We start from the raw sequence: 13,229 nt of genomic DNA on the forward strand, positions 1-13,229 counted from the left end.
CGTCTTCTCTCCGGCGCGGAGCGTAATGTCGAGAACCGACACCTTCCCCTCCGTCGGCCTCAAGATTCCATTGAATAGTTGAAGCAGCGTCGATTTGCCTGACCCCGTCGATCCGGCGACGCCGACTATGGAGCCTTGGGGAAGGTTGAGATCGATGCCGTGCAGCGCAGCCTGACGCCACAAGGTCCGCTGCGCATAGGTATAGCTTACTTGCTGCAGTTGTATGGCCATAGCGTGTCTACAAGCTCCTTTTCACTGGCGGGAACGCCGATTGTCAGACCTCGCGCCTCAAGCTCGCGGCTCAGCTCCCAGGCATACGGCGCGCGCAGACGGCACGTCTCCATTAGCTCGCGGCTGCGGAACAGCTCAGCCGGTGTCATATCCCCCGCCAGCACGCCTCCGCTCAGCGCGAGCACGCGCTCTGAAGCCATAATCTCATAGGCATCATGCGTAATCATGAGAATGGTATACCCTTCCGCATGCATGTCCCGCAGAATACTCAGCAGCCCGTTCCGGCTCTCTTCGTCCAACATGGAAGAGGCCTCGTCAAAGATGACGACGCCCGGCTCCATGGCAAGGATGGATGCAATCGCGACCCGCTGCCTCTGCCCCCCGGACAGCTCTCCGGGGTGCTTGGCCAGCAGTCCGGAAACCCCAAGCTTGCCGGCGTACAAATGCAGACGCCGGTCCATCTCCTCCCAGGACAGACACAGCCCCTCCAGGCCGAACAGGATATCCTCCTCCACCGTCTCCCCGACGAACTGATTGTCCGGATTCTGAAACACCATGCCGATCTTCCGGCGAATGCTCGGGACGCTTTCTTCACTCAGCACCTCGCCGCAAACGGCAATTTCGCCGGCGCTTGCGGGAAGCAGGGCATTCAGCAGCTTCACCAGCGTCGATTTGCCCGATCCGCTCGCGCCCACCAGGCCAACCCATTGCCCCTGCGGGATGCGAAGCGAGACCCCGTGCAGGATCGGATTCTCCGGGTCATAGCCGAAAGACACATCCTTCAGCACAATAGCGTCAGGGCTGTGCTCTGCGGAATGCCGCTTTCCGTTCACTTCATTCATGCTGTGTTCATCCTCCCTGCGGCTCGCTCAAGCTTAGCGTAAAAATTCCTCGAACAGTGATATTTGAGACAACGAAGACACCAGATAGCGAACCGCATAACCGACGGCAATCCCGGTCACAATCCCGGTAACAAGCAGGATCGGCAAATAATACATAATGCTCGTGGTCCCCATCACCATCGACGCCGCCGCCAGTTGCCCGATGTTATGCGCAATGCTTCCCGCGATACTTACCCCGATCAGGCTCAACTGCATGCGTCCTCCCTTCATCAGCAGGAACATGACGATAAAGCTGAGCAGCGAGCCGAACAGGCTGAACAGCAGACTGGAGAAGGTACCCAGGATGAATGCGGTAAGAAGCGTTTTCAGAATAACAAGCATAAAGGCGTCGCGCCCGCGTAAAAAATAGATGCAGGTCAAAATCATAATGTTGGCAAAGCCCAGCTTTGCCCCCGGCATAAGTCCCATCGCGGACAGCGGGATTTGCGCCTCCACAATGCCGAGTACCACAGCCACCGCTGATAAAATGGCGATAATCACCGTTCTCTTCAGCGCCTGGCTTGATTCGCTATTGGACAAACCCATCAATTTCATCCTCCCCCGCTCCACTTGCGATTTCCACCAGTACCCGATGCGGCAGACAGACGATCGTCTGTTTAGGCAGGGTAATAAAACCGAAGCCGAGGCATACTTTGTCCGGGCAGTCTGCATCGTACATTTCTACTCCGTAATCATGCACTTTAAGAATGTTATAGCCGCGTTCCGTACGGATATCGATGGTCTGTTCCTCTTTAGTAAGCTTAATGGTACGGTAATGCTTGCCATCCACCGTGACATTGGCTACCAGCTCTTTCCCTTGCTCCCCTTTTTCCTCATTACCTGACAAATAGCGGGGCACGAGAAAAGCCAGCGCTGCAATCAATATGACGGCAATCAGCAGCATATCTGCGCGTTTCATAAAATTCTCCCTTATTTTTTAATCAAATGCCAACCAGACTTAATAATTATAACGGCCTCCTGGAAATCCTTCAATGAAAGCAAAAGTTTATTCACCGAATTTAATCGGACTTCACAAAATGTATATTAATCGCTAGAAAAAAAAGGATGAGCGGGGTTTTTTGGGATATTCATTCCCAGGCAAGCCATAAACTGCATCGCCGGGAGAATACGCTGGAACCTTGTTGCATCCCGGATAATAATATGTTAGAATATTGTAATATTTGATTTTTCCGAGTTTATGGAATTCGCCAAAGAAGTATCCACATTTTCTAGCGCGACTCTTCCTTATTTAATATGAGATGATATTCAAACTGGTTTTCCGACTCACACTGGCGCGGTCATTGGAGCCGCAAGGATAAAAGAGAGGCAGGGCTTTTGTCGTTTTGGATGCAGAGCTATTATCCCCCATACGGCTGCTGGAATAAAGAGGAGTATACGCCCGTTGCTCACGAACGGCGGGAAGATTAAATATACATGAACGGAGACAGCCGGCTTGTCATACGGACACAGGCGTTTCCGCCAATCATACTAAGCGCTCGGTAACCGCTGCATGCGGAGATCGGGCGCTGTCCATTTTATAGAACATGCAGCCAACCGGCCAGGGACATCCACAAAGGAACACTCAACATTACGCCAAAAGCCAATCCTCGGCGGAAACTGCCTTCTGCTTTCATCCTTCATTCCTCTTTCCCAATCTATAATTCTAATTTTAATTACATAAATTTAATATAAATTATTTTGTCGTATTATGTTGTGAAATAGATCACATTCTCTTCTTGAATGCTCTCCCTAAAAAAAACTGGCCCTGCCTTGGGAGTCGACAGGACCATAAAAGAAATATATTACAAAACACTGGGGGGTGTTTGGTAAGTTCAATATACACCCCAAACCTGAAAAGAACCTGACCAGAACCTGAAAAAGACCTTAAATTTCCGTCGAATCCTGAAAAATTTTCCATATATCGCCCACGGGAAGCCGCCGATCCTCATCTCATCTACAACACCGCGCTGCCTTCGTCCACTGTTTGAAGGGGCGTTACGACTTTGTTTTTGCCCGAGCGTTTCGCGGCATACAGCAGGGCGTCCGTATCTTCAAACAGCCGTTCCTTTGTGGTTCCCTTCTCATAGCTTTTGAGGCCGATGCTTACGGTTACGGCAAGTCCACCCAGTTCCGCATGCCGCGTCTCGGCCAACGCCGTCCGAACCTGCTCCATCAGGGAGAGCGCCTCTTCAAACGTCTGCTCAAACAGCAGTATGGCAAATTCCTCACCGCCGTAGCGGGTAGCGATATCGATGGGCGGGATATTCTCCTGGATGGTGCACGCCACTCTGGATAAGATAAGATCGCCCGTCCGGTGCCCGAATTTATCGTTAATTCCCTTGAAATTATCAATGTCCAGCAGAGCCAGATGAAAGGGAACTCCCAATTCCCCATATTCCAGCGCTTTTTCATAAAATTCATGAAATGACATGTGGTTGAACAATCCGGTCAGAGCATCCGTTCTGGATATCTTCAGTATCTCGGCGTTCTCGGCCATGAGATTCTGCTTGGCGCTCATTATCGTCTCCAGATCATACAGAAGCTCGCGTCCATTGACGATAATAATGCCAGCCACCAGCGTGCCGACAAGAATAAAGATGGGAATGGCTATCAGATCGAACGGGTTCAGAAAGGCCTTGAACCGGTAATCCCAATTGTACAGAATACAGAAGCCGACAATCTGCAAGACTGCCGTATACAATGTTAAATTAAGCCGGAAGAAAATAACTGAAGCCATAATGGGCAGCAGCATAACGGCCCCTATAATGCGAATATCCATATTCAGATGGATAATCACCATCGAGACGAATGTGCCCGCCGCAAACAAGGAGATAAAAGAGTATTTAGCCGCATACCGGTCGATCAGTTGGGCCGCCGCGACACTTCCCCCCATGAGCACCGTCGGCCCCAAAAGAACCTTATAATAGAAAACCCCGGCTTCGATCTCATATGGAAGAAAAAAGTATGCATACAGCTGGGCGGCAAAATGCAGCGCAATGACAACCCAATAAGTCTCCAAAAAACGTTTGATCCATTTGGTCTGCCTATGTATGGAAGCATCGGACGCATTTACAAAGTCCTTTATTCTCATTCCTTCACCACGCCAGAATATTATTTTAGGATAAGCTGCCGCAAAGATTTCACAATAATCTTGAAAATTGTACAGAAAAATGAGGAATTAATCAATCAAAAGCCTTGCAATCCACCAAGCGCGCCGGTAAATGCCGGAAAAATACAAAACGCAGTCCCCGAAACCGGGAAAACCGCGTCGTCATGTGGAAAGGTTAGGAGTTTTGTTCCTATATTTTCTATGGATTCTTCAGCAAAATCCGGATAAAAGATTCATTCGCCCGGGAGGCCAGATCATCGCTCAACTCCACGCTTTCAATCAAGTCCTGACCGTTAGGTATGATAATTGGAGTGATCGAGGATAACCCCGCGTCTGCAATGACCTCAAGGTCGAACTCAAGCAGTGTCTGTCCGGTTCTCACTTTATCGCCTGCACTCACACAGGGGTGGAAGCCTGCTCCCTTTAGCGATACCGTTTCAATGCCGACATGAATCAATATCAAAATACCGGTTTCGTGTTCGAGCAGCAGCGCGTGCTTGCTCTTCTCCATTATATGGGCGACCGTTCCCGGACAAGGCGCCGTTACCTTACCTTCCGAGGGCAGGATCGCTCTCCCCTTCCCGATGGTGCCGCTGGAAAATGCCGGGTCCGGCACTTCTTCCAGCGTCAGCGTCTTTCCTTTTAACGGAGCCTCAAGCTCGATAAGCTTTGCGGATTTTTTCTTTTTGGCGAATTCAAACATGTCAGTTCCTCCCGTCTCGCTAAAATAAAGCTATCCCCAAATTTCCGAAACTGCTGATATACAAATTGTAAGGAGTCATTGCCTACAATATAAGGAATTTCCACCATGGATGTCGGATCGAAGCAAAAAGCAAAAAACGCGGCCCCAAACTTCGGGAATCCGCGCACATTCGGCCTAACAGGCTACTGAGGAAGAAGTCGTTTGATTAACCGCCGTATTTGGAGGTGTATTCATCCATCTTTGCTAAAGCCTTATTAAACAGCGCGGTACCCGCGGTCATCTTCTTGTTAGCCTCAGCATACTTTTTCTTGTCAATTTTCGTACTGTACAACGAGTTCTTCATTATGGTAAAGCCTTCGAGCTGAAGCTTGGCGCCGGAGAGATAATAGCTATGAATTGCAGCCAATTCATCATTCGACGGGTCAATCTTTTTCAAGCCCACGACAAGTTTGGTGTAATTGGGGACAATCACCTTGTTGAACGCCAAATAAGCTTGCTTACGGTTGGGTGGAGACACTACCCGATACTTGTTGTACGCCGATAATGCTAAATTCTCGTACTTCTCCAGCGGTGTCAGTTGATCAACATAATCAACTAAGGCATCAAGCATCACATCATTAGCGTCATCATCCGGATAATCTTCGTCTGTCCCATAGTAAGCGTCCGTGGCGGAATAATCCACAGGATCATTATTGGTGCTGTCCTCGGCAGAATCATTTACGCTGTCTTGGGAACTCACCACTTTGATCGTTACCGTGTACGGTGCATACCCATGCCCTACATCAACCGTCAAAGTCGCTGTACCGGCTCCAACCGCATGAATATGGGAATAATACGTTGATACCGACTCCACCTGAAGCACCGAAGTATCGGAAGACACCGGAACATAGTCATAATCTCCAATCTCCAACAGGCTTGAATCATGAATAAGCGCGCTAAAATTTGCGGTCTCACCGACAGTCAACGTAGTTTTAAAGCCGGTAAAATCCACAACCGAATCCAGCTTCTTATCGGCCGCAAACGCACTTACAGGGAATAACAGCACTATCATCACAACCAAACACATAACAGACTTGAATAACTTACTCACTACAACCCCACCTTAACATAATTTTAAACTTATGTAACTCAACTTTCGCAGCATAATTGCATATAAAAAGCAACCATCCTATATTTCCCTTTCCATTAATTAATCGGATATTTGTCGGAAATAGTTAATAAGAATCAGATTTTCATCATACTTTTGGGGGTTGGTGATTTGGTCATAGGTATAAAATCATATATTTGCCGTTTTACGTACATTATACGACAGCATGCCGCGTTCCCGCCGGCTGCCAGGCGAGGATGCTGCTGCTTAGAAATACGCGCGGCGCGCCGGTGGTAAGGCAGGTCGCCCGAATCCGGCCATCGCGGATACCCTTGACCTCGATCTTGCGCTGCGTAATCTTTCCGGACCGGTCCATATATACGATTTCGATGATTTGACCCACACTCATCTTCACATTGTTCGCCTCCAGAATAGGAACATTTGTTTGTATTATATGCGAACATTCGTTCTTTATGCAATGTAAAAAAATCCCGCCAGGCACTAACGCCAGACAGGATTGATCCCCATTATTTAACTCCCTCATTCATTTTTTTATTAGCCACTTTTAATCCGGCGTCTGTCAGCGTTGCTCTGGATAGATGCTGCTTCATTAACATAAATGCTTCCAGCTGCAACTTACCACTCTTCAATTATAAAAAAAGCCCGCCAGCCGAAGCCAGTGGACTTATCTTAGTTCATTTCCTTTCTTCTAATTCTGCTAAAATGAGATAAATTATGCCTATGACTAACGCAATTAATTCAAAGATATATGAATACGGGGGAATTGTCATGTCAAGAAACATTTTAAACGTTCCATCACTTACACTATTTAGATTAGCTGCCAACATTGTAGCTTCAATCGAGTGTATGACATTACGAACCACAAAAAGCAATGTAGCAATGGAGAAAAAAATCATACTTACTCCGCGCTTATTCATAAGACCTCCTAAGCTCAAAAGGAACGAATAAATTAATTTGGTGCAGAAGCACTAGAAACAACTGTGTACAACCCGTCAGGAGTTCCATCTGGAAGTTTTATAGCAGAGTAGATATCTGTCCAGTACTGGCCTTTTGTAAGCAAAACTGATTGACCAGTAAATGGATCTATATTCCATATTTCTTCAAATAACGTACCATAACTATTACTCATATAAGGTGTAAATTCCACCCAGTTATATTCGTGTGGTTGAATAGATGCAGTCATAGTATCGTTAACCGTAGCAGTTTGAGTCCATGATACGCCACCGGTGATTCCTGCGTCTATCACGCCCTTCCGACTACCAGTAATAGAAATATTTGCCGTATAAGTCTGTGTAGTTGAAAATGAGAGAGATCTCGTCAACGGCGAAGTAGTGCTATTATAGACTGCTGCTGAGATTCTACGTTTCAAAGGTGTTCTAAGAACTCTAGGTATGTAACCCGCTTCATTATAATGCGAAAGGTCCCAGAGAGAATTTATACTAACATTTCTACCCGACTCAGCCAAGTTCTGTTTAGTTTGATCCTTACTCGCCTCAATTGTCTCCATTTGTTTTGAGTCATTGAGATAGGTTTCATTCGGAACAATTATGGCTTTTCCGTCTCTAACAATGAATGTTTGTTCTACTTTGACTTCTCCCTCTTTAACAACAGGCGCAGCACCAACAACCGAACTAAACGAACTAGCTACCAAAACTGCACCTAAAATTGCAAGTAATTTCACATTCTTAAAGCTTTTTACTCTAATAGACATTTTTCATTTCCCTTCTAATTGACTTTTATTATGAAAGCTGGCCAACTATTCATCGCTTACTCAAGCGGATTACAGCTCAACATTTTTCATTAATTCCATATATATACTTTAACATATTTCCCTGGGATAATTTATGTATATTTTAAGTATTAATTGTTGCTTTTTAGACATGATCCTACAAAATAATCTATATTTTTACATTTAATATTCTATATCGCATTTATTTTCTTCTTGACTTTAGACAAAAGGCTACGTTTAAATCCAGAAATCAAAAAACCGACCGCACACGTTCGTAATCGTGCTGCGATCCCCGCAGCCCCATTCCATCCGGGACAGAGCATTCGTCATGTCGGACGATCTCACGTTCTCCTCGAAATGCATAACCATCAACATGGTCCGCGTTGCCTGGCGGTATGGACTACGATGACCCGCCTATTTCTACTAATGGAGGCCGTTGATGAAGCTGTAAATTTTTATGATGGGTACACAAGGAGGGTTATTATTAAGATGTCATATTGCGCAAAAAAGGAAAAAATATTATATCGTCATTGAGACAAAGGAAGAGGTGCCAAATAAAACAAAACGGAAATGGATTTCCGGGCCTGATGGAGGCTTTGACAAAAAGAAGGATGCAGAGAAGGCCATGCCCGTATCCTGAGCGCTTTTTCAAAAAGGAACGTATGTGGAACCAACAAAGAAGACATTTGGCGAGATCATGGAGAAGTGGCTTGAGGAAATACAGACCTCTGTTAAGTACAATACGTGGAAATCCTATGAATGGCTGGTCAACACACATATCATCCCGAACTTAGGAAACAAGAAGATGATAAAGTTGAGTCCGCAGGATTTTCAGGATTGGTATCATAAAATTTTGCTGCCTGTTCTCTCTGTGGGATCGATAAAAAGGCGCACATGCTAATCATGGACGCCCTGAACCGGTTCGTAGTTTAGGGGGGATTACTCAAAATGCGGCCGCCGCCGTCAGCCAACCACAAGGAAAAAAGCAAAAGTTCGAGGTTTGGGACGAGTAGCAGTTGAAAATATTTTTGGATTCTGCAGTGGAAGATCCATATTATGAAGCGTTTTGAATTGGCTGCGTTACCGGCATGCGTCAAAGCAAAAAGCGATGATCTCTGTCCGGCAGGCTTATACACTGGCTAGTCGGACATGATTTTGACGATACCAAGAACGACAGCAGTGTACATTCGATCACTCTATTTGAGAACACAGTGTAAATGCTAAATCGCCTATTTGAAAGAATTGATCAAGGGATCAAAACCGATAAGCGATACAAAAATTCCGGCCTGGTGATCCAAAGCGTACCGGTTCACCGCTCAATCCCCGTAACCTGATGCGGAACTATTACCGGATCATAGACCAGATCCAAAAGGAGCAGGAAGAACTGCGAATGGACGGTAAGCCATATGTCACATTCCCCAAAATTCGCTTTCACGATCTGCGGTATATCTACGCAACGATCCTACTTAAAGCAGGCATTCATCCGAAAATTGTTCAGGAGCGACTGGGTCACTCTTCGATAAACGTCACACTTGATACTTATTCACATGTTCTCCCCAATCTCCAGGAGGCTGTCTTGAAGAACATAGACGACTCGATTACGGGAGAAAAAACGATCCTGCCGGTAGAAGAAAAAGCTCCCGGAAACACATTACTCGAATAAAGGGTAGAAGAATCAAAAAAGCGCGGCTCCCGAGAATCCGGGAAACCGCGCTAGATCAAGCTTTATAAGATGCTGGTGAAGGGAATTGAACCCCCGGCCTACGCATTACGAGTGCGTTGCTCTACCCCTGAGCTACACCAGCATGATATGAATTTTGCGTCACAACAGAAACTATTATACCTCGTTTGACGAAAAAAGCAACTCTTTTTCGACCTCCGTCTACGTCGTCCGTGGGCGCCTCAACAGCCCGAGCCCTCGGGGCGGGGCGTCATTCCATCCCCTCCCCGGCCCAGCTTCCCCTACTCCTCGTTCAGCTTGCGCTCCACCGACTCCAGCTTCTGCCGGCTGCTGGCCGCTTTGTCGCGGCGGTCGTCGATCTTGAGCGAGGTGGACACGCGCTGGGCGCCATTGGCAAACGGCGCTTCATGCAGGACCTGGGCAGCGGCCAGGATGCGCGGCAGCGGCCCCTCGATAATCGTACCCATGGATGTAAGCTCAAAGGTTATGCCCTCCACACCCTCCAGCGCGCGATGCATGCCTGCGACATAACTGCTGAGACTGGTGCTGCCGGTTCCGATCGGTATAACGGTAATTTCGGCAATAGCCATTTGAATACCCTCCCTTTCCATGCTGCACTTTGGGAAACGTCAGTATACAGCTTTCCTATATTGTAGCAACTGGAACGCCGGGCTACAAATCGGGGAACCCAATACGTCCGAAATCTCTCTCTTCCGCGCCCTCTGTTGTTGAGTTTGTGGATGAATTTGTGGATTACCTGTGGACCGTTTGTGGATGTTCTGTGGATATCAGAATCTCAAAAAATATGTTTACAGATACAATATATTGGGTTATCTTATATAAGCGACAACAAAATATAGTGGAATCAGGTGCTTGACTCTCTAACGGGAAGTACAGCTCAATAGGGAAGCGCGGTGCGAACCCGCTGCGATCCCGCCACTGTAACCGGATGCTCGGCCCTCAGATGGAGCCCGGGCGGCATCTTCCGGCATAAGGCCACTGGAGCGCGGGAAGCGGCTCCTTAAGAAGGCGCCGGAGGAACAGACGGAAGCCAGAAAACCTGCCTGTTTCCAGCGACACCATTAAGCTCAAAGCCCCTGCGAGGAACGGGAGCGGTGACCGCATGCAGCTTGCAATTCATGGTGGGCATTTTTGGAATGCCCCACTAGCACTCGCATACGAGCATTTCCTGCGTTCTTCATGCGGGAGATGCCTTTTTAAATTCGTATTTTGCAAAATGTTCAATTACCAAAATTAAATTTAGGCCTGGGATGTAACGGAGAGGAGAACTGCACAATGACGCTGCTGGAGAAACGGCAAGCCGGCGGGCAAAGCGCGAACGAAATTCTGTTGGAGGAAGTTATCGGTCTAGGACGCGATATTATCGACAGCCGAGATATGGATCTGCTGAGGGAGAACGCGAATCTGAACGGGGAAAGCTTCTCCGGGAAAATGAGCAAATTCGGCAGCGAGTATTCCAAATGGTATGCCCGCAGCTTCACCATGCCGCCGCAGCTGGTAAAAGCCATCAAGGATAATGTCGTATATGTGCATGATCTGGATCAATATGCCATCGGAACGACGAACTGCATTTTTATCCCGTTCGACAAGCTGCTCCGGCAGGGCTTCAACACCGGCAACGGCAGCGTCCGCCCTCCGAACTCCATTATGACGGCCATGGCGCTTACGGCGATTATTTTTCAATCCCAGCAAAATGCGCAGTACGGCGGCGTATCGGGAAGCAAGCTCGATCATGATCTCGCCCCCTATGTGGCCAAGTCTTTCACCAAGCTGTTCCGCAAGGGCCTTGATTATTTCGAAGAAGGACAAGCCGGGGAAGAGCTCGGGGAAATTACAATGAGCCAGACCGATCTGAAAGAACGGTATCCGAAGGCTTACCGCTACGCGATGAAAGAGACGGAGAGCGAGACGCTCCAGGCAGCCGAGAGCCTCATACATAATCTCAACACGATGTCCTCCAGAGCAGGCGGGCAAATTCCGTTCACGAGCATCAATTACGGAACCTGCACCTCACCCGAGGGACAACTTGTGATCAACTGCCTGCTGACGGCAACGATGAACGGGCTGGGAAGCGGCGAGACGCCGGTGTTCCCGATTCAGATTTTTAAGTGTAAAAAAGGCGTCAACCAGCAGCCGGGCGATCCCAACTACAAGCTGTTCCTAAAAGCGGCCGAATGCTCGGCGCGGCGGCTGTATCCGAATTTTGCGAATCTGGACGCTCCGCTGAACCTGATGTATTACGATCCGGCGGACCCGGATACCGAATTCGCGACGATGGGCTGCCGCACCCGGGTGCTGGGAGACCGCTTCGGACGCAATCACTGCTCAGGTAAGGGCAATCTGTCGTTCAATACGCTGAATCTCGTCCGGCTCGGCATCCGGAACGGAACGGTAACGGGCCTGCGCCAAGCAGCGGACGAGGAAGGCTTCTATGATGATCTCGATCATTATATGGAGATTGCCCTGGAAGGTCTGCTTCACCGTTTCCGCATCCAGGGAGCGCAAAAAGCAAAAGCCTCCGACTTCATGATGCGCGAGGGCGTATGGGAAGGCGGCGAGACCCTTACGCCGGAAGAATCGGTAAACGAATTGTTGAAGCACGGCAGCCTGTCAATCGGCTTCATCGGGATGGCTGAATGCATGAAGGCGATGTACGGCAAGCATCACGCCGAAGACCTGGAAGTGTACGACAAGGCGCTCGCCATCGTGCGGCATATGCGCGAGTTCTGCGACCGCAAGAGCGAAGAGCTGGACCTGAACATTACCTTGTTCGCCACTCCGGCGGAAGGCCTGTCCGGCAAGTTCACCAAGATCGACCGCAAGGAATTCGGCGCAATCGAAGGCGTTACCGACCGCGAGTACTATACGAACTCGTTCCATGTTCCAGTCTATTATTCAACAGGAGCGGCGAACAAGATCAAGCTGGAAGCGCCGTTTCACGATTACTGCAACGCCGGCGCGATCTCCTATGTCGAGCTGGACGGCAATGCGCGCAGCAATCCGGCGGCTTTTATCAAAATCATCCGTTACGCCCTGGAGCAAAATATCAGCTATTTCAGCATCAACCACCCTGTCGACCGCTGCTCAGACTGCGGATACGAAGGCGTGATCGGCACGAACTGCCCTTCCTGCGGCGCTCATGAGCAGGAGGTTCACATCCGCCGCCTGCGCCGGGTTACCGGCTACCTGACCGGAGATTACCAGACCCGCTTCAATGCGGCCAAGCAAGCCGAGGTTAGGGACCGGGTCAAGCATCTATGAATATTTGCGGCTACTACCCGGAGTCGATTAATGAAGGCGAAGGCCTGCGCGCCGTCGTCTTCATCAGCGGGTGCCGCCACCGCTGCCCGGGCTGCTTCAATCCCGAAACCTGGAATTTCGGTTACGGAGAGCCTCTTACGCTGGAGCGCAAGCGGCAGATCATCAGCGAAATAGCGGCCAATCCGCTACTGGAAGGTCTGACGCTGGCGGGCGGCGACCCTTTTTTCTCGGCGGAGGAGGCTGCGGAATTTATCCGCGAGGTGCGCGCGGCGCTGCCGGAGTTCCCGGTGTGGATCTACACCGGCTACACTTACGAAGAGCTCATGGCCATGCCGGGATCACCGGAATGGACACTGCTGTCGCTCTGCCAGGTGCTGATTGACGGACGCTTCGTGGAAGCCTTGAAGGATACCACCCTTCGGTTCCGGGGCAGTTCCAATCAGCGGATTATCAACGTTCAAGCCAGCCTTGCCGGTACGGAGGCCGTACTGTGGCAGCCGGGTTT

General features: G+C 49.0%; 17 protein-coding genes, 1 tRNA gene and 1 riboswitch. Of the genes, 5 read left to right on the forward strand and 13 right to left on the reverse strand.

The genetic code is table 11. From position 1 onward, the window contains the following. From L691_RS29940 to L691_RS32265, 11 genes are all read right to left on the reverse strand, one after another. The coding region (locus L691_RS29940) for an ATP-binding cassette domain-containing protein (protein ID WP_036737939.1) at positions 1–231 on the reverse strand (231 nt) is incomplete at its 3' end. Continuing rightward, positions 207–1,073 (reverse strand): ATP-binding cassette domain-containing protein, encoded by an 867-nt coding sequence (locus L691_RS0123420; RefSeq protein ID WP_025692712.1) that lies wholly within the window; start codon positions 1,071–1,073, stop codon positions 207–209. The genes L691_RS0123420 and L691_RS29940, both read right to left, overlap by 25 nt. Before the next feature lie 33 nt (positions 1,074–1,106). Continuing rightward, positions 1,107–1,658: a Gx transporter family protein gene (locus L691_RS0123425; RefSeq protein ID WP_025692713.1), complete on the reverse strand. Its 552-nt coding sequence runs from the start codon at positions 1,656–1,658 to the stop codon at positions 1,107–1,109. After that, positions 1,642–2,031: a NusG domain II-containing protein gene (locus L691_RS0123430; protein WP_025692714.1), complete on the reverse strand. Its 390-nt coding sequence runs from the start codon at positions 2,029–2,031 to the stop codon at positions 1,642–1,644. Before L691_RS0123430 ends, L691_RS0123425 begins: the two co-directional genes overlap by 17 nt. A 1,035-nt stretch (positions 2,032–3,066) precedes the next feature. Next, complete coding sequence (locus L691_RS0123435; protein WP_025692715.1) at positions 3,067–4,203, reverse strand: GGDEF domain-containing protein; 1,137 nt, start codon at positions 4,201–4,203, stop codon at positions 3,067–3,069. A gap of 217 nt (positions 4,204–4,420) precedes the next feature. After that, the gene (locus tag L691_RS0123440; RefSeq protein ID WP_025692716.1) at positions 4,421–4,924 is read right to left on the reverse strand and encodes a PTS sugar transporter subunit IIA; all 504 of its coding nucleotides are present in this window, start codon (positions 4,922–4,924) and stop codon (positions 4,421–4,423) included. 205 nt (positions 4,925–5,129) lie between these two features. Then, the gene (locus tag L691_RS0123445; protein ID WP_156934332.1) at positions 5,130–6,014 is read right to left on the reverse strand and encodes a hypothetical protein; all 885 of its coding nucleotides are present in this window, start codon (positions 6,012–6,014) and stop codon (positions 5,130–5,132) included. A gap of 211 nt (positions 6,015–6,225) precedes the next feature. Beyond that, positions 6,226–6,420 (reverse strand): hypothetical protein, encoded by a 195-nt coding sequence (locus L691_RS0123450; protein WP_036737941.1) that lies wholly within the window; start codon positions 6,418–6,420, stop codon positions 6,226–6,228. A 286-nt stretch (positions 6,421–6,706) separates the two neighbouring features. Beyond that, positions 6,707–6,949, reverse strand: coding sequence for a hypothetical protein (locus L691_RS0123460; RefSeq protein WP_025692719.1), 243 nt, complete (start codon positions 6,947–6,949; stop codon positions 6,707–6,709). Positions 6,950–6,981: 32 nt separating this feature from the next. Then, positions 6,982–7,743 (reverse strand): hypothetical protein, encoded by a 762-nt coding sequence (locus L691_RS0123465; protein ID WP_025692720.1) that lies wholly within the window; start codon positions 7,741–7,743, stop codon positions 6,982–6,984. A gap of 255 nt (positions 7,744–7,998) precedes the next feature. After that, on the reverse strand, positions 7,999–8,136 hold the full coding sequence (locus L691_RS32265; RefSeq protein ID WP_156934333.1) for a hypothetical protein: 138 nt from the start codon (positions 8,134–8,136) through the stop codon (positions 7,999–8,001). An 82-nt stretch (positions 8,137–8,218) separates the two neighbouring features. On the opposite strand from L691_RS32265, the gene L691_RS0123475 reads away from it, so the two are divergent. The 3 genes from L691_RS0123475 to L691_RS0123490 all read left to right on the forward strand — a co-directional run bounded on the left by L691_RS0123475 (position 8,219) and on the right by L691_RS0123490 (position 9,424). Next, the gene (locus tag L691_RS0123475; RefSeq protein ID WP_156934334.1) at positions 8,219–8,401 is read left to right on the forward strand and encodes a hypothetical protein; all 183 of its coding nucleotides are present in this window, start codon (positions 8,219–8,221) and stop codon (positions 8,399–8,401) included. A gap of 24 nt (positions 8,402–8,425) precedes the next feature. Then, on the forward strand, positions 8,426–8,662 hold the full coding sequence (locus L691_RS34415; protein WP_025692722.1) for an N-terminal phage integrase SAM-like domain-containing protein: 237 nt from the start codon (positions 8,426–8,428) through the stop codon (positions 8,660–8,662). A gap of 432 nt (positions 8,663–9,094) precedes the next feature. Next, positions 9,095–9,424, forward strand: coding sequence for a tyrosine-type recombinase/integrase (locus tag L691_RS0123490; protein WP_025692723.1), 330 nt, complete (start codon positions 9,095–9,097; stop codon positions 9,422–9,424). Between the two features lie 70 nt (positions 9,425–9,494). Here the strand turns inward: L691_RS0123490 and L691_RS0123495 are convergent. Together L691_RS0123495 and L691_RS0123500 are read right to left on the reverse strand one after the other, a co-directional pair. Beyond that, a tRNA-Thr gene (locus tag L691_RS0123495) sits at positions 9,495–9,566 on the reverse strand. 157 nt (positions 9,567–9,723) lie between these two features. Further along, positions 9,724–10,032 carry an MTH1187 family thiamine-binding protein gene (locus L691_RS0123500; RefSeq protein ID WP_025692724.1) on the reverse strand — a complete coding sequence of 103 codons (309 nt, stop codon included), beginning with the start codon at positions 10,030–10,032 and terminating at the stop codon, positions 9,724–9,726. Positions 10,033–10,292: 260 nt separating this feature from the next. After that, a riboswitch (cobalamin riboswitch) is annotated at positions 10,293–10,524 on the forward strand. 214 nt (positions 10,525–10,738) lie between these two features. Here L691_RS0123500 and L691_RS0123510 point away from each other — a divergent pair. Both L691_RS0123510 and nrdG read left to right on the forward strand, forming a co-directional pair. Then, entirely contained in the window at positions 10,739–12,724 is a 1,986-nt protein-coding gene (locus tag L691_RS0123510; protein ID WP_025692725.1) for an anaerobic ribonucleoside triphosphate reductase, read from the forward strand. Continuing rightward, the coding region (nrdG, locus tag L691_RS0123515) for an anaerobic ribonucleoside-triphosphate reductase activating protein (RefSeq protein WP_025692726.1) at positions 12,721–13,229 on the forward strand (509 nt) is incomplete at its 3' end. The genes L691_RS0123510 and nrdG, both read left to right, overlap by 4 nt.

The sequence above is a fragment of the Paenibacillus zanthoxyli JH29 genome, from assembly GCF_000520715.1.
GTDB classification, from domain to species: Bacteria; Bacillota; Bacilli; order Paenibacillales; family Paenibacillaceae; genus Paenibacillus_AQ; species Paenibacillus_AQ zanthoxyli.

Excerpts from the sequence above, each read along its gene's own strand:
- L691_RS0123420 (WP_025692712.1), bottom strand. The coding sequence starts at position 1,073 with ATGAATGAAGTGAACGGAAAGCGGCATTCCGCAGAGCACAGCCCTGAC.
- L691_RS0123425 (WP_025692713.1), bottom strand. The coding sequence starts at position 1,658 with ATGGGTTTGTCCAATAGCGAATCAAGCCAGGCGCTGAAGAGAACGGTG.
- L691_RS0123430 (WP_025692714.1), bottom strand. The coding sequence starts at position 2,031 with ATGAAACGCGCAGATATGCTGCTGATTGCCGTCATATTGATTGCAGCG.
- L691_RS0123435 (WP_025692715.1), bottom strand. The coding sequence starts at position 4,203 with ATGAGAATAAAGGACTTTGTAAATGCGTCCGATGCTTCCATACATAGG.
- L691_RS0123440 (WP_025692716.1), bottom strand. The coding sequence starts at position 4,924 with ATGTTTGAATTCGCCAAAAAGAAAAAATCCGCAAAGCTTATCGAGCTT.
- L691_RS0123450 (WP_036737941.1), bottom strand. The coding sequence starts at position 6,420 with ATGAGTGTGGGTCAAATCATCGAAATCGTATATATGGACCGGTCCGGA.
- L691_RS0123460 (WP_025692719.1), bottom strand. The coding sequence starts at position 6,949 with ATGAATAAGCGCGGAGTAAGTATGATTTTTTTCTCCATTGCTACATTG.
- L691_RS0123465 (WP_025692720.1), bottom strand. The coding sequence starts at position 7,743 with ATGTCTATTAGAGTAAAAAGCTTTAAGAATGTGAAATTACTTGCAATT.
- L691_RS32265 (WP_156934333.1), bottom strand. The coding sequence starts at position 8,136 with ATGTTGATGGTTATGCATTTCGAGGAGAACGTGAGATCGTCCGACATG.
- L691_RS0123475 (WP_156934334.1), top strand. The coding sequence starts at position 8,219 with ATGATGGGTACACAAGGAGGGTTATTATTAAGATGTCATATTGCGCAA.
- L691_RS0123490 (WP_025692723.1), top strand. The coding sequence starts at position 9,095 with ATGCGGAACTATTACCGGATCATAGACCAGATCCAAAAGGAGCAGGAA.
- L691_RS0123500 (WP_025692724.1), bottom strand. The coding sequence starts at position 10,032 with ATGGCTATTGCCGAAATTACCGTTATACCGATCGGAACCGGCAGCACC.
- L691_RS0123510 (WP_025692725.1), top strand. The coding sequence starts at position 10,739 with ATGACGCTGCTGGAGAAACGGCAAGCCGGCGGGCAAAGCGCGAACGAA.